Source organism: Parendozoicomonas sp. 2304DJ65-17 (assembly GCF_058148445.1).
In genome coordinates this window covers 56,259-71,973 of sequence record NZ_JBYVJV010000010.1, presented here as the reverse complement: position 1 = coordinate 71,973, position 15,715 = coordinate 56,259, and the positions used below count along the sequence as shown (strand labels likewise).

Genomic DNA, 15,715 nt, shown 5'->3' with positions numbered 1-15,715 from the left:
ATGGCTCACGGTGGAGCAACACATCAGGGGATTCAATGCAGCTGGCATATCGAAGCTCCTGCGCAATGGAATTGCACCCAGTGTCACAAACTTTTCTGCAAAACCTGTTCGCCTAAACCACCGGCAAGCCTTGGTGAACCAAGGTGCCCGCTTTGTCATAGAGAACTGAAATTCCTTGGCACTGCACAATCGGCAGAACCTTTCTGGAGATGTTTAAACGATTTCTTTATTTACCCGTTTAAAACCCAGACCATGATTTTTCTGCTGGTTACTTCACTGCTGGGTGTCACGCTATCTTCACCATCAATATTCGCGGGGCTGATGAGCCTTGTTCTTACAGCTTGTATCACCAAGTACACCTATAAAATTATTGAGTACATGAGTGATGGGCGCTGGGAGCCGCCCAGTGTTGCCGAAGCCTTTACCGGAGAAGGTTTTCACCTGTTCTTCAAGCAGCTGGCTGTCTTTCTGGTGATAGGTATTTCTATCGGCGCAGCAGGTTTCTTCGGAGGGATTATTGCTGCTGCAGGTGTTGGTGTTTTTGCCGCTCTCGCTCTTCCTGCATCAGTTATGGTGCTGGCTCGTGAAGACTCTCTGCCTGATGCCGTTCACCCCGGAAAGTTGTTTGGCATTATGACGGCCATTGGCTGGCCTTATCTGTTGCTGTTTTTCTTTATCATGCTTCTCTATGGTGGTTCAGGGGCATTTCTTGCTTTGTTGGGCACCAAAATCAGCAGCAGTCTTCTTTACCCGATTTCACTGTTTTCCGGCAGTTACTTCACCTGTGTTATGTGTGCGCTGATGGGCTATTGCCTGTTTCAGTATCAGGATGTGTTGGGTTATACGACAGAGGATACACAGCAATCAGAAGTGATGGATGAAGAATCCTGGAAGTATAAGAAAGCACTGTCTGACAGCTCGATTTACTTTCAGGAAGGGCGAATAGAAGATTGCGCAGAATCACTCCGCAATGCATTAAAAAGCCGTAAAAACGATGCAGAGTTAAATCGCCGCTTATTTGAAATGCGCGCTATTGGGAGTTCGATAGAAAAAATGGAGAAGCAGGCTGAACATTATCTGCAGTTGTTAGCAGATTCCAGCCAATACACACTGGCTGCAGATGCTTTGACAGCGGTTAGGAATCGTCACGCAGAGTGGAAGCCGGAAAGCCCTGAGAGTTGCTATAACGCAGCCAGAGGACTGGTGGCCAGAAGGCAGTTTCGGGATGCGGTTCTGATTCTCAAGGATATGCATATACATTCCCCTGAATACCGAAAGATTCCCCAGGCTTATCTGCTTATGGCACAGGCGCTCAGCGACGGTTTGCAGCGGGACGCCCATGCCCTGAAAGTTCTGATATTTATCCAGAAAAAATACCCGGAAAATGCCGTGAGCAAAGAGATAGATGAACTGGCTTCCGCGCTTAACAATCAAAGTGCCAAATTTCCTCAGGCTGTTTCAGCCTGAGGAAAAGTTTGTAAGCCATAAGCTTTGAGTTGTTTGCTCTTATCTATATCTTTGTTGCGTAATCGCCGTGCCATAGTTTCTACAATCGACTGAAATCGTTTGTCTGTGCAGTGTTGGGAGACAAGGTGTTCAGTCAGTTCCACACAATATTCTTTCCACTGGGAATCCAAGAAACGTTCCAGAAGAGCAAGACTGACTTCATCATCTGCTGGCATCTTGCCAGTTGTTTTACGATAGCTGCCGTACACTTGTGCAACAGTTGCCTTATCTCCTTCATTTGGTGGAAGCTGAAGGATACTGGTGACGACCTGCTCGTACATTGCGTGATCCGGCAGTCCTTCAAACAGATTCCAGGAAACATTTAACAAGTAATTATCTCCGGGGTATTTTTTCATCAGCCGCTGACACAGCTCAATAGCTTTAAACAGCTGGAGCTCACTCATATAGCCTTCAAGAATGCGTCGCTCTCGCTGGTAAGGCGTTTCTTCAACCACCTGTTCTTCATCTGTTAAGGCTGTTTCTTCAATCTTGAGACCTCGGGATTTCAGCCACCAGACAATCGCAAAACCACCTGCAAGCCCACCGGCATGAGCCCAGTAGTTAATACCTTCGGTACCAAACAAACCATTCAGAATTTCTTTGCCCAGCCAGAATGGGAAAACAACCACGGCTGGAGCAGTAATGGTGTTGAAGTAAAAGCCCAGCGTCATAAAAAAGCGGATGCGCTTAAATCCATAAACGGCAAGGTAAGCTCCCATCAAACCAGCAATTGCGCCTGATGCGCCGACGCCAAAAGAAAAACTGTTCCATTCAACCAGCTGATAAAGACCAACAGCGGTATAGCCGGTTGCCAGATAAACCCCGAGATAAACCTTTCTACCTAACGAAGCTTCCAGCCCAAAACCAAAGATAAACAGGAACAGCATATTGCCGAACAGATGCCCGAAGTCGCCATGAAGGAAGGTAGAAACAAAGGCGTCAATAATGGAAGGATCACTGGGTTTATAGCCAAACCGGATATAACTGATCTGGTTTCTTAATTCTTCAATTTCTAGCCGTTTGGTTTCCCACTCACTACCAGCAAAACCTTCCCGTTCCCGAAGTGCTTCATCAAAGGAAAGGTCGTGCAGCAGATGCACCATAACGGTTTCATTATTGCCGTCGTCCCTTGCTTCCATAAGCGCGGCTCGCTTCCAGGGATCGAAGCGAATATGACGGAGGTAAATATCCTGCTCCTGAGCGTACAGGCCACTGTCTTTATAAGCCTGCAAAGCTTTTTCGATACGGCCATCGTCAGGAAGCTGATAGAAAATAAAGATCAGGCAGTTAGCGAGAATAAGAAAGAGAGTGACCAGAGGTGGACGACGCCAGTCTGGTTTTTGTTCTACAGGAAAAATAAGCATGCTGTCCGTGCCTGCCTGTTATTACAGTTATTTTGAAAGGTCAGATTCGGACAGACTATATCATTAAAGTGTGACGGGTTTTCGCAAAACGCCGTAGATGACCTGGTAGCTGGCAGGCAAACCTTTTTCTGTGACAAACGGCTCATAGCCTTCTGTCAGTTTGCGGATCGTACTTCTACCAGTCAGGCCCTTCTGCTGATTCTCAACAACAGTATTTGCTCCCAGAGCTTTCATTTCTCTTAGCAGGTGAGTGACAGATGGGTAGTAGAGAGTTTCTGTCTGCTGACGTAAAGATGAAATGCTCAAATCAGAAGAAGCCGCTCGCTGTTTCTGACGAGACAGGCTTTCGTAGCTGTTCACGTGAGGTTTGTCATCTACAGCTTTCCACGCTGCATTGAGTTCATGAAGGCTACCCGCAGCCAGTGTTGAGAAAACAAACCATCCGCCAGGTTTCAAAACCCGGTGTACCTGAGCCATAACTTCTGAAAGACATTCACACCATTGAATCGCCAGGCTGGAAAACACCAGATCAAACTGTTCTTCGTTGAAAGGCAGTTCTTCAATATCGCCAATGGCCCAGTGACAATTGGCGAGGAAAGGGTTTTGGCTGGCGAAGTCCAGCATGCCCTGGGAAAGATCAAGGCCGGTAATATCAGCTTCAGGATAGCGTTCTACCAAAGCTCTGGTTTCGTTACCTGTTCCGCATCCCATATCGAGAATCGATGCCTGTAAATCAATCTCGGGAAGGCCGAGCCGTGCTCTTGCGGCAACAAGTTGTTGCAGGCTGGCGGCAGAGTCATAAGTGCTGGCAGCTTTACCAAAGGTTTCTGCAATACGGCGTTTATCCTGCCGTACGGGTGTTTCGTTCATATCCAGCGCAGCGGGCATCGGGGTCATATCACACATCCTTTCCCGTACCATTCGTTATTGTTTTCACAGCTTCGACAACACTATCCGTGTTATCTAAAAAAATTGCGTGACTGCCGGGTAAAACCTGAACACTGTGAGCAGGTAAAAGCTTTTGCAGATCATCTGCAATTCCCGGCTTTGCCAAAGGGTCATTCTCGGCAAGTAAATGAACACCCGGGCAGGTTATCTTCTGCCACTCAGGGCGGGCATCTTCAGCCAAGCGATCGAGTAAAGCTCGCCAATCCGTTTGCTGTGCAAGAGCCCATTTGGCAGATGCTCTCAGCGTACGAATAGCGGATTTCAAATCAGTGCTGCCACGGGCGCAGATTGGAGCAAAACCTTTCATAGCCAGTTGAATATCTGCAGCCACGCCATCGGCAAATTCTTGATAAGCGTCAGGATGTTTACCAGCAGGCCAATCTTCAGCAGCAACAAAGCTGGGTGTACTGCCCATGGTAGCCACGCCGAGAACATTCTCTGGGTGTTTAGTCGCGTAACGAGCGCAAAGGTTTCCGCCGAGAGACCAGCCAACTAAAACGGCTGGTTTGTTATCAACGAGGGTATCCAGTGAAGTCAGCAGTTCTTCCCAGCTTTCGCCTGTAGCATCCGCTAAAGACATGCTGTTAACGCTAAAACCTTGGGCAGACAGTGCTTCCGCAAGAGGCTCCATAACCTCTGCAGACATGCACCAGCCTGAAACCAGAATTACACGATTCATCCCTGATTCTCCTGAACTGTTTTTTCCAGAGCTGACAGAAGACGATCCACGTCTTCCTCTGTATGGCTGGCGCTCAATGTAACTCGCAAACGAGAGGAATCTTTCGGAACAGTTGGTGGGCGTATCGCTGTAACCAGAATTCCCTGTTCTTCAAGAGCTTTGCTCATAGCCAGAGATTTCTCTGCACTGCCCACCATAATTGGCTGGATTGGCGTATTGGAATCCATTAATTCCAGACCCAATTGTTCGCAACCGGAACGAAAACGCTGAATCAATGTTTGCAGCTTTTCACGGCGCCAGTCTTCTGTTTTCAACAGCTTAAGGCTGGTTCGGGTTGCTTCGGCAACAGCGGGCGGCATAGATGTTGTGTAGATATAGGAACGGGCAAACTGCACCAGTGTTTCGATCAGAGCTTCGCTACCAGCGACAAATGCGCCAGCGGTTCCAAAGCCTTTTCCCAGCGTTCCCATAAGAATTGTCAGTTCACGAATGCCCATATCAAACATATCCGCTACACCACGACCCCCCTGACCGACAGCGCCAAAACCGTGGGCATCGTCCACCATTAACCAGGCATCATGTTTTGTAGCAACTGAGGTCAGCTCTTTCAGCGGAGCGATATTGCCATCCATGCTGAATACGCCATCAGTTACCACAAGCTTTCGGCGAGCTTCACTGCGTTGCAGTTTTTGCTCAAGGCTGGCTGGGTCACAATGGAGGTAGCGTTGAAAGCGTGCGCCCGATAATTGGCCGGCATCCAGCAAAGACGCATGGTTCAGACGATCCTGAAACACAGCATCTCCCCGGCCAAGCAGTGCACTGATAACACCAAGGTTTGCCATATACCCGGTGGAGAACAGTAAGGCACGAGGGCGGCCGGTAAATTCTGCCAGCTCTTCTTCAAGCTGATGATGGGCGCGGCTGTGGCCAATAATCAGATGAGAGGCACCACCGCCAACACCATATTTGTTGGCGGCCTGCTGAAAGCTTTTAATCACTTCAGGGTGGTTGGCGAGTCCCAGGTAATCATTGCTGCAAAAAGCCAACTGCTCTTTGCCATCTACAATAACTTTGGGTTGTTGGGGGCCATCTACTGTTCTGCGACTGCGGTACAGGCTTTCGGCCCTGCGTTCCTGCAGGGCGCTTTCAAGATCAAAAGCCATGGTTTACACCGCAGCGGCATCTACGAACAGAGCTTCGTCCTGCTTTTTCTGAACCTGATCCAGCAATTCCGCTTCCTGCTGGTCATCATCGTTTTTCACAACCCGGCGTTCAGGACGAATGCCAAGCTTTTCAAACAACATCTTGTCTTTATGAGCCGCTGGGTTTGGCGTAGTCAGCAGACATTCGCCATAGAAGATGGAGTTGGCACCGGCAAGAAATGCCATGGACTGCATCTGCTCGTTCATCTCCTCACGACCGGCGGAAAGGCGGACGTGGGATTTCGGCATCATGATTCGTGCAACAGCAATACAGCGGATGAAATCAAACGGTTCCATATCATCAAGATCGCCCAGCGGAGTACCATCAACTTTTACCAGCATATTGATGGGAACACTTTCCGGATGAACAGGCAGGTTGGCCAGATTCACCAGCAGTCCGGCGCGATCCCGAACGCTTTCACCCATTCCCAGAATGCCGCCACTGCAGATCTTCATGCCGGAATCACGTACGTAAGAAAGAGTTTCCATGCGATCTGAGTAGGTACGGGTTGTGATGATGCTGTCGTAGAATTCTTTGGAGGTGTCCAGGTTGTGGTTGTAATAATCCAGCCCGGCCTCTTTCAGCTGTTCTGTTTGCTCACGGCTCAGTTTGCCCAGAGTCATACAGGTTTCCAGGCCAAGTTCCTTAACGCCTTTCACCATTTCCAGAACATAGGGGAAATCTTTGGCTGGTGGGTTTTTCCACGCAGCACCCATGCAGAAACGGGAAGTTCCGGATTCTTTTGCCTGTTTGGCTTTGTCCAGAACTCGCTGAACTTCCATCAGCTTTTCTTTTTTCAAACCGGTGTTGTAACGACCAGCCTGTGGGCAGTACTTGCAGTCTTCCGGGCAGGCACCGGTTTTGATAGAGAGCAGGGTGCTTACCTGAACTTCGTTTGGATCAAAGTGCTGGCGGTGTACTGTTTGCGCCTGAAACATCAGGTCGTTAAAAGGCATAGCGAACAGAGCTTCAACTTCTGCAACGCTCCAATCGTGACGGGTCACAGATTCTTGTCCATCGGGCTGTGTATTCATGGCAGTTGCGGTCGTTGTGGGTGCAGGCATAGGAATGGTCTTTAAACTATGTTTGACCCCGGCTCTCTGGCCGAGTGTTTCGGGAACTCTAGCTTTGGCGATAATACCGTATGCGCATATTCAGTCAACCGATGTTTTTGGTGGTGGTTGACTTGTGGTTATTTTTTAATCAAGTGAGGATTGCTACATGTTTCTTGTGTTATGCGCGTTGTTCCCCAGTTCTGGGCGTGTGCGAACAATGTTTGCTGGCATTGCCGTATCCGCAGTGGAGTTGTGAAAAGTGCAAAGAGCCTTTGACGGTAAATGACAACATTCTATGTGGTACATGCCAAAAGCATTCGCGTAAGTTTGATAACTGTGTTGCGCCTCTTGAATATGCGTTCCCGGTTTCAACAATGCTGCAGAGAGTGAAATACAACCGCCAGATTATCTATGCGCGCCCACTGGTAAAGCATCTGATCAACAATCTTCAAAAAGACTATTGCGATAAACCATGGCCAGAAGCTCTTATCCCTGTTCCTTTGCACTGGTGGAAGTTAAGAAAGCGGGGTTTTAACCAGGCCGGTGTTATTGCAGAGCAACTTTCGAAAGCAACGGATATTCCGGTACATCATCGTTTGGTAAGACGCAGAAATAACGACCAATCCCAGCAGGGGCTATCAGCCAGCAAACGAAAGCAAAACATGCGAAATGCTTTTGTGCTCAGAAAACCTCTGCCTTACAAGCATGTTGCTGTGGTGGATGATGTGATGACTACCGGAGCGACAACGGAAGAACTCTGCAAACTGTTGAAGAAACACGGCGCAGAAACCGTAGATGTCTGGTGTGTGGCTCGTACTCCTCCTGTGTAAAGAGCGATAACTCCTCTTTTAGTTAGCCTGCCTAACTATTATCATAAGCCTCATGAAGCTCGAACAATCTTTTGCAAAAATGGATCGCCAGATCAGTAAACTCTGGCGCACCATGGATACACCAGCTGAGTGCGACTCTCTCAGCTTCAATGAATATGACTATCTGAAAAGTATTCAGATTCTCAAGCATCCCCGATTATCTGAAATTGCACAGGACCTTGGCGTTCAAAAGCCTTCAGCCACGAATATGATTATGCGGCTTGAAAAGAAAGGACTGGTCAAGCGTTCACCCTGTTTGGAAGACGGCAGGGCAACACGTATAAGCCTTACTGAGAAAAGTCATGAACTCCTTCAACATGATGATGTTCTCTACTCCAGTCTTGCTGAACAGGTTCGTACAAAGCTTGGTGACAAAGATTGTAGGGAATTAGAAAGGCTGCTGGCTCTAATCACGAAATAAAAACCGATAAGGAAATGATGGGCGCATTTTTCGCCTTAATAATTAGCAAGGCTAACTAAGTAAGAATGTCTGAATCTGTATCAAACTCTGGTGCCATCAGTAGCCAGCCAATTGGCAAGCTGTTCTGGCGCTACACACTGCCGGCGGTTATGGGCATGGTTGTAAACGGCCTTTACGCCGTTATTGATGGAATATTTATTGGCCGGGCTGTTGGTGCCGAAGGCCTCGCCGCCATCAATCTGGCCTGGCCCATTATGGGCGGCATGATTGGTATTGGTCTTATGGTTGGTACTGGCGCTTCGGCTCTTTACTCCATTGAGCGAGGTGCCGGTAATCATCGCCGGGCACAATTAATTCTTGGCAACGCTTTTGTACTTCTGCCTCTGCTGAGTATTGTGCTGGGAACGGTTATGTATCACTTCACCGTGGCTGGCTTGCAAATGCAGAATGCCTCCGGTGAGGTTTTAAGCCTTGGTGCTGATTATCTGCACCTTATGAGTCTTGGTGCATTGCCTGCCATGGCAGGTGCAGCTCTACCAATGCTGGTGCGGAATGATGAACAGCCCAAACTCGCTACAATACTTATGTGTTTTGGTGCCGGGCTGAATATCCTTCTGGACTGGGTCTTTGTTGTTCTGCTGGATCAGAAGGTTGCAGGTGCTGCAATTGCCACGGTAATCGCACAGTTAGCTGTGGCTATCTGGGGTGCTGGTTACTTCTTCAGTGACAAGGCTCTGGAGAAACTCAATTTCAGCAAATTGAAACTTGACCTCAAATTGTCCGGGCAAACCATGGCTGCCGGTTTCTCCAGTTTGGTTATGTTCCTGTATTTCAGCTTTGTACTGATTATTCACAATCGACTGTTTCTGGAACATGGCGGCGTAGTCACCGTTGCTGCTTTCACCATCGTGGGTTACGTGCAGGCGTTCTATTACATGTTTGCTGAAGGTATCGGCCATGGTATCCAGCCGCTGGTAAGTTTTAACAAAGGGGCAGGGAATAACAGAAATATTCGCGAAGCATTGATGCTGGCGCTTAAGGTTGCAGTCGGTATTGGTGTGGGAACGTTACTGTTTATCAACCTGTTACCCGAGCTTATTGCCGGTATCTTTGCTAAAAATGATCAGGCCTTGATTGAAGCCACCTCAATCGGATTCCGACTGCATTTGTTCACGATGTTTCTGGATGGCTTTATTGTTGTCTGCGCAGCGTATTTTCAGGCATTGGCTCTTGCCCGTTTGGCAACGTTCATATCTATGGGCAATATGTTGGTTCAGCTTCCACTGCTGGCGTTTTTGCCAGACTGGCTGGGAGTGACCGGTGTTTGGATATCCATGCCGTTATCCAATATTTTCCTAGCATTTGTTGTTGCTGGTTTGGTTATTCGAGATCTGAAGAACCGTCAGAGTGTGCAGGAACATCCAGGCGTTTCTCTCAAGCAGGCCGCCTGATAACGCTGTATGTAAGAGGTGATAAGTGTCATTATTGCATGGCACTTATAACTTTATGTTTCTATTGAAAAAAACGATCTTAAGCCTGCTCCATCTCCCCCTGTGAAGCTAAGCTGCTAGGCTTATTCGGTGAACTTATCGAATTGAGCTTCGGGGTCAGGTCATGGTTGACATAAGGTTTAAGCCAAGCAAAGGTTTCACATTAATTGAGTTAATGATTGTGGTTGCAATCATTGGCATTCTGGCTGCCGTGGCCATTCCCGCCTATCAGGATTACACCAAGCGTTCTTACGTGGCAGAAGGCCTGAGCATGGCTTCATCTCTGAAAGCCAGTGTTACTGAATATTATGCTTCTAATGGTACCTGGCCAGCCGACAACGCAGCGGCAGGTTTGCCTGCGGATATTTCCGGTAACGCAGTGAAAAGCATTGTCATTAATAGCTACGTCATCCGCATAAACTTCAATGATAAGGTGAAAGACGATTCCCAACTGGTACTAATAGCTTCTGATCAGGATGGAAGCATTGAATGGGAGTGTCGATCTACAACTGGTGCAGGCGCAATCATTCCTGATGAATACCTGCCTCCCATATGTCGCTGAACAAGAATCCAATGCATAAGGATATGACTATGGAAAACAAGCCCGGAAAAAGTAATGGGTTCACGTTAATTGAACTGATGATAGTTACGCTGATTATTGGGATTCTTGCCGTTATTGCCCTTTATGCCTACCAGATTTATACCAAAAGAACCCATATGTCTGAAGGGTTGAGCATGGCTTCTGCCCTCAAGGCCACAGTTGCAGATTACTACGCCACTTATGGCTCCTGGCCTGTGAATAATATGGCGGCAGGTTCCCCTGAGATAATTTCTGGTAACTCAGTAAAAAGTATTATTGTTGACGGGGACACTCTCAGGATTACTTACAATGCAAAAGTTGTCGATGATGCTCAGTTGTTACTTATAGCGTCAGATCAGAACGGCAGTATTGAGTGGACATGTCGCTCTTCTACTAACGCCGGTGCAGTTGTTCCCCCCCAATACCTGCCAGAGAGATGCCGGTAGCCGACAGGCGCTTTTCAAAACAATCTAAAAAATCAGTGAACACTACTGGCAGGCTCCCTACAATAAGGGACTTTTTCCGCTCCGGAGCCTGCAATGACCACTCAGCATCCTTATGAATCCCTGACTCCGGACACTGTGATAGATGCCGTTGAGTCGCTGGGGTATTTCAGCGATGCCCGCATTCTTGCTCTGAACAGTTATGAGAACCGCGTTTATCAGGTTGGTATTGAGGATGAACAGCCGGTTATTGTGAAGTTCTATCGCCCGAACCGTTGGAGTCGGGAACAGATTCTGGAAGAACACGCATTTGCCAGAGAGCTTGTTGATCTGGATATTTCTGTCGTTCCTCCCATTGCAGATAAAGATGGTAAAACCCTTCACGATTTTGCCGGTTTTATGTTCAGTATTTACATCCGCAAAGGCGGTCACGCTCCAGAGCTGGATAATATGGATCACCTGTTTAGCCTTGGTCAGCTAATGGGGCGTATTCATAATGCTGGCTCGACACGAACTTTCAGTTATCGTACGGAAATCAGTCTTCAGCGTTATGCCAAAGACAGTGCTTCCTACCTGCTGGAAAGTGATGCTATTCCCCAAAGCCTAATCCCTGCCTATGAAACGCTGGCCAGAGATCTTATTGATAAGCTCGAAGTGATTGATGCGGCCAATAAACCGGAAATTATCAGGCTTCACGGTGACTGCCATGTTGGCAATATTCTCTGCAGGGATGATGTTTTCCACTTTGTAGATTTCGATGACTGCATTAACGGTCCGGCAATCCAGGATTTATGGATGTTCCTGAACGGTGATCGTCAGCACAAGATGGCCCAGCTTTCAGAACTCATCGATGGTTACAACGAATTTCACGATTTCAATCCCGCCGAGCTGAATCTGGTGGAATATCTCCGAACTCTGCGTTTGATGAACTACAGCGCCTGGCTGGCTAAACGCTGGGAAGATCCAGCATTTCCTATCGCTTTCCCATGGTTTAACAGTGAGCGTTACTGGGCTGATCACATTCTGGAGTTGAGAGAGCAGATGTCTGCTCTGGATGAAGAACCACTGAAACTGTTCTGATTCAAAGCTGTCTGCCAGCACTGTATTAACGGTGTTGGCAGCATCACCTCGTACAGCCTGCTTGTTTTTTGATTTTCATAATGCCTCTCTGTATTTGAATGACTTCAAACGACGAAGTCATGACGCAATATAACTTTCGCAGATTCAGGAACCTTTAAAGGTAGCCAGTCCCGCTACACTTTATATGTTCGGCCAACTTTTAATAAAACCACTGAGACTGGGACGTCCTTCTGGCATGCGCAAGCTGGCATTCATCATCTTTTCTGTACTGTTTTCCTGTCAGTTGTTGGCCGAATCCTCTACAGCTCGCCTACCCAGTCAGGAGGCTATCTCCAAAGCTCTTGAACAGATGAAGCCAGCGGAAAAAACGCTGAGTGAGAAGGAGTCCGAGCTTTCTGATATTTATCGTAAAACTCTGACTTTTCTCCGCTTGGCCACATCTGAACAGGAGCAGCTGAAGAATTTAAAGAAGCAGATTGATAATGCTCCTGATGAGTTGGCGAAACAGCAGAAGGAGATGGATAGCCTTCCGCTACCTTCAGACACAACGTTGCTGGAAAAGTATCGTCATCAACCCGTTGATGAATTGCGTAAGCTGTTGGACAGCAGACTCGAAGAAATCACAGAACTTCAGAATCAACTCACGCGTATTTCCAGCCAGATAACTCATGGTCGTGCCCGCCCGGAAAGAAACCAGGCCATCATTAGCAAAAACCAGGATCGCCTGAAAGAGATTACAACCCAGATCAATCTGCTGGATGTTGATAGTGAAACAACAGCGGATCTCAAAGAGAAAAAAAGAATTCTTCTGCAAGCTGAAGCTAATGCTTTGCAACATCAGGACTCCCGCCTGAATGTGGAAATACGTTCCAGCAGTACGCTGCTTGACCTTGAAACAATGCAACAACGGCTTCTTACCCGGCGAGTACAACTGCTGGAGCAGGAAGTCCTGTCGATGCAGACCATTATTAATTTCAAACGCCGAGCGGCCAGTGAAAAGGCGGTGGCAACAGCTTCGCGGTTGAATCGTTCTACCGCAGGGAAAAGTGTTCTTCAGGCTCAGGCTGCACAGAATATGGAAATGAGTCAGCAGCTGTTGTCTATTTCCGATCGTCTGAGTCAGCTGACTGCCAAAAGTTCCAAGGTCAGAAATCAGCTAAACAAGTTAAGCAATATCAGTCAGACGGTTCGTCAGCAGTCAGTTCTTCTTGGAGAAAACCGGGTGCTTGCCCGTATGCTCCGGGAAAATTTGATGACCCTCCCACACTTCAGCATTGATCCGGGAATCTCGGATATTGTTGCGCAGGCTCGTTTGCAGAAGTTTCAGTACGACCAGCAGCGGCAAGAATTGGCCAGCCCGGAAGCCCGTGTTGATGCAGTGATTGAACAGCATAAGTCAGAACATGTGTTCAGCCCTCAGGACACTAAAGAACTCTTACGCCTGATGAAAAACCGGCAAGTGTTGCTGGAAGACCTGTCTGGTGAAGTTGGAACTCTGCTGAGTACTGCAACCAGTCTCGATCTGGATCAAAAGAACCTTGATACCCAAAGCCAGGAGCTTTCGAAAACTCTTGAAGAGAGACTTTTCTGGATTGCTAGTAATCAGGCTATAGGCCTCGACTGGATACAACAGTTGCCGAAAATGCTCTGGCATCAGTTCACCACCATTCCCTGGGACGGAATCCTGTTTGCCCTCACAGATTACGGCCAGGATAACTGGCTGTTGGTTTCCATCGTTATTGCATTGGTATTGTTGCTTCACACCCGGCGCAGAACATTTATGGCCCTACAGCGAACATTGACCCGCAAGATGGGTAATGTTCGACACGATACCCTGACTTTAACTCCTGCGGCTCTTGGTTTGAGCCTTCTGCAGGTTATGCCTCTACCTGTGATAATGGGTTTCACCGGTTTGGCTCTTCTGTCGGGAGATGGACATTCCGTTGGTGTGACTAATCTGGGTTCTGCGTTTATTGTCACAGCTGTTGCCTGGTTGCTGTTATCCATGGCGATACAAATTCACAGGCCTCACAACATTGCAGTGACTCATTTCCGCTGGCCGCCAGCCCAGTGTCGTAAAGTCCAAAAGCTGCTTATCCGTTTGCGGGCAGTAATGGTTCCTTTGTTGTTAACTGTGAGTCTGGCGAAAAACCAGCCTACAGATTTGAATCAGGATATTTTAGGAATGACTCTGCTGATGGCAGGTTCCCTGCTTCAGGGCTGGATGTTGTTCCGGTTGATGCAAGCAAGCAGCTACCTGTTTGGTTCTAAATTCCTTCATATTATTCTGACTTTGGCGTTGGTGGTGATTGCCTTTGCCCAGCTTATTCTTACCGCTGCCGGTTATTACTATTCCACGCTGATATTGCAGTTCCAGCTCGCCGGAACCCTTTACATGGTTGGCGCTGCGGTTCTTCTTCAGGCTTTAGTGATTCGTAGTTTGAATGTGGCTGAGCGCAGGCTGGCCTTCACTCGTGCTTTGAAAAAACGTGCTGCCAGCAAGGATGGGGAAAATGTTGAAGAACCCAATCTCGACCTTGCCACTATTAATCAGCAGTCACTTCGTTTGCTGAATGCCCTGATGATTGTTGGTCTGTTTATCGGCCTGTACTGGTTCTGGAAAGAGTTGTTCGCTCTGTTGAATGTTCTGGATAACGTGACTCTCTGGGAGTTTTCTCCTGATCAGGAAGGCGGAGATCCATTCACCGTGCGTTTAAGCGACCTTCTGTTGAGTATGGTGACTCTGGCTACCAGCTTTATTCTGGCTCGAAACCTGCCCGGTCTGCTGGAAGTGACTTTGTTATCCCGTATGAAACTGCGGGCAGGCAGCAGCTATGCGATGACAACACTGCTTAGTTACACCATCTCCTGTATCGGTTTTGTCACGGCTTTGAGTTTCCTTGGTGCCAGCTGGACCAAACTTCAGTGGCTGATTGCGGCTCTGGGTATTGGTATTGGTATTGGTTTGCAGGAAATTGTTGCCAACTTTGTAGCTGGCCTGATTATTCTGTTCGAACGTCCCATTCGTATTGGTGACACAATTACTCTTGGGGAGCTTAATGGTGAAGTTTCAAGAATTCGAATCCGCTCAACCACAGTGACCGACTGGGACAACAAAGAGATCATAATTCCCAATAAACTCCTGATGGGCGAAAAGCTGATTAACTGGTCTCTCAGTAATCCAATTGTTCGGATTATCCTGCCATTTGAGGTTGCCCACGGTACTGATCCAAAACTGGTTCAGAAGCTGTTACATCAGGCTGCCAGTGAGCATCCAAGGATTGTTGAGCAGCCAGAAACACTGGTACTTCTGATGGAGTACAGCAACAGCTCACTGATGTATGAGCTGCGCACACATGTAGCACATGTGGATGACCGTTTGCCGGTCAGGGATGAATTAAATGCACGGGTTCAGGAACTATTCCGGGAGCACGGGGTCACTGTAGCGTACCCCAAACAAGATGTTTTCTTGCGCTCACCGGGAGCTGGACATGCCTGAATTTGTAACTGAAAGACAGTATCAGGAAATACGGACGATGCCGGACAAGCTGTTGCCCCTGCATTCCTGTATCCGCATTTTTCGGCAACGTGTTGAAGGTGAGGATGCTTGGACCAGTGGTATTCTGATGGATGCCAGCCGTGATCTGCTTTTGCTACAGGTTATCAGTGATCAGATTGACCTAAATGGTTTCCAGATTATTCGCCGCTCCGATATCAGCCATATCGAACGGCCGGTTCCTCAGCAGGAGTTTTTGATGAAAGCTCTAAAGCTGAAAAAGCAGGAGCCTCGACACCCTGGCATAATCAATCTTGATTCCATGCAGAAAGCTCTGCGAACCGCCGCGCGCTTAAGTCCTTTGATTACAGTGCATCAGGAGATTACCGATCCATCTGTTTGCTGGATTGGTCGCCTGAACAAAATCGATAATGACCTGCTCTATCTCCAATGCATGTCTCCAGACGCAAAGTTTGAGAGCAGCCTGGATATGTTTGATGTTGAAAGCATTACCAGAATTGACTTTGGTGGGGCTTATGAAGATGCGCTTTGGCAGGTTTACCAGACATCTTAATAGGGGG

General features: G+C 47.9%; 14 protein-coding genes. 9 read left to right on the top strand and 5 right to left on the bottom strand.

Annotated elements, in window-relative coordinates; translation table 11 throughout:
- Complete coding sequence (locus tag ACY2RR_RS20275) at positions 1–1,467, top strand: hypothetical protein (RefSeq protein WP_490110007.1); 1,467 nt, start codon at positions 1–3, stop codon at positions 1,465–1,467.
- On the opposite strand, the gene ACY2RR_RS20270 is transcribed toward ACY2RR_RS20275, so the two are convergent.
- The 5 genes from ACY2RR_RS20270 to bioB form a co-directional block, all read right to left on the bottom strand.
- The gene (locus tag ACY2RR_RS20270; RefSeq protein ID WP_490110006.1) at positions 1,449–2,870 is read right to left on the bottom strand and encodes a rhomboid family intramembrane serine protease; all 1,422 of its coding nucleotides are present in this window, start codon (positions 2,868–2,870) and stop codon (positions 1,449–1,451) included. The genes ACY2RR_RS20275 and ACY2RR_RS20270 overlap by 19 nt on opposite strands.
- A 63-nt stretch (positions 2,871–2,933) precedes the next feature.
- On the bottom strand, positions 2,934–3,767 hold the full coding sequence (gene bioC, locus ACY2RR_RS20265; protein WP_490110005.1) for a malonyl-ACP O-methyltransferase BioC: 834 nt from the start codon (positions 3,765–3,767) through the stop codon (positions 2,934–2,936).
- Position 3,768: 1 nt separating this feature from the next.
- Positions 3,769–4,497 carry an alpha/beta fold hydrolase gene (locus ACY2RR_RS20260; RefSeq protein WP_490110004.1) on the bottom strand — a complete coding sequence of 243 codons (729 nt, stop codon included), beginning with the start codon at positions 4,495–4,497 and terminating at the stop codon, positions 3,769–3,771.
- Entirely contained in the window at positions 4,494–5,660 is a 1,167-nt protein-coding gene (bioF, locus tag ACY2RR_RS20255; protein WP_490110003.1) for an 8-amino-7-oxononanoate synthase, read from the bottom strand. The genes ACY2RR_RS20260 and bioF overlap by 4 nt, the downstream gene beginning before the upstream one ends.
- 3 nt (positions 5,661–5,663) lie before the next feature.
- Positions 5,664–6,764, bottom strand: coding sequence for a biotin synthase BioB (gene bioB / locus ACY2RR_RS20250; protein ID WP_490110002.1), 1,101 nt, complete (start codon positions 6,762–6,764; stop codon positions 5,664–5,666).
- A gap of 365 nt (positions 6,765–7,129) precedes the next feature.
- Between bioB and ACY2RR_RS20245 the strand changes: the two genes are divergently transcribed.
- The 8 genes from ACY2RR_RS20245 to ACY2RR_RS20210 all read left to right on the top strand — a co-directional run bounded on the left by ACY2RR_RS20245 (position 7,130) and on the right by ACY2RR_RS20210 (position 15,708).
- On the top strand, positions 7,130–7,585 hold the full coding sequence (locus ACY2RR_RS20245; protein WP_490110001.1) for a ComF family protein: 456 nt from the start codon (positions 7,130–7,132) through the stop codon (positions 7,583–7,585).
- Positions 7,586–7,637: 52 nt separating this feature from the next.
- Positions 7,638–8,045 (top strand): MarR family winged helix-turn-helix transcriptional regulator, encoded by a 408-nt coding sequence (locus ACY2RR_RS20240; RefSeq protein WP_490110000.1) that lies wholly within the window; start codon positions 7,638–7,640, stop codon positions 8,043–8,045.
- Between the two features lie 65 nt (positions 8,046–8,110).
- The gene (locus tag ACY2RR_RS20235; RefSeq protein ID WP_490109999.1) at positions 8,111–9,496 is read left to right on the top strand and encodes an MATE family efflux transporter; all 1,386 of its coding nucleotides are present in this window, start codon (positions 8,111–8,113) and stop codon (positions 9,494–9,496) included.
- A 163-nt stretch (positions 9,497–9,659) separates the two neighbouring features.
- Positions 9,660–10,097, top strand: a complete 438-nt coding sequence (locus ACY2RR_RS20230) for a pilin (RefSeq protein ID WP_490109998.1) — start codon at positions 9,660–9,662, stop codon at positions 10,095–10,097.
- 29 nt (positions 10,098–10,126) lie between these two features.
- Positions 10,127–10,561 (top strand): pilin, encoded by a 435-nt coding sequence (locus ACY2RR_RS20225; RefSeq protein WP_490109997.1) that lies wholly within the window; start codon positions 10,127–10,129, stop codon positions 10,559–10,561.
- 93 nt (positions 10,562–10,654) lie between these two features.
- Positions 10,655–11,638, top strand: coding sequence for a serine/threonine protein kinase (locus ACY2RR_RS20220; RefSeq protein ID WP_490109996.1), 984 nt, complete (start codon positions 10,655–10,657; stop codon positions 11,636–11,638).
- A gap of 235 nt (positions 11,639–11,873) precedes the next feature.
- A complete protein-coding gene (locus tag ACY2RR_RS20215; protein ID WP_490109995.1) occupies positions 11,874–15,137 on the top strand; it encodes a mechanosensitive ion channel domain-containing protein in 3,264 nt (1,087 codons plus the stop codon).
- Positions 15,130–15,708, top strand: a complete 579-nt coding sequence (locus ACY2RR_RS20210; protein WP_490109994.1) for a hypothetical protein — start codon at positions 15,130–15,132, stop codon at positions 15,706–15,708. The genes ACY2RR_RS20215 and ACY2RR_RS20210 overlap by 8 nt, the downstream gene beginning before the upstream one ends.
- Positions 15,709–15,715: the final 7 nt, after the last annotated feature.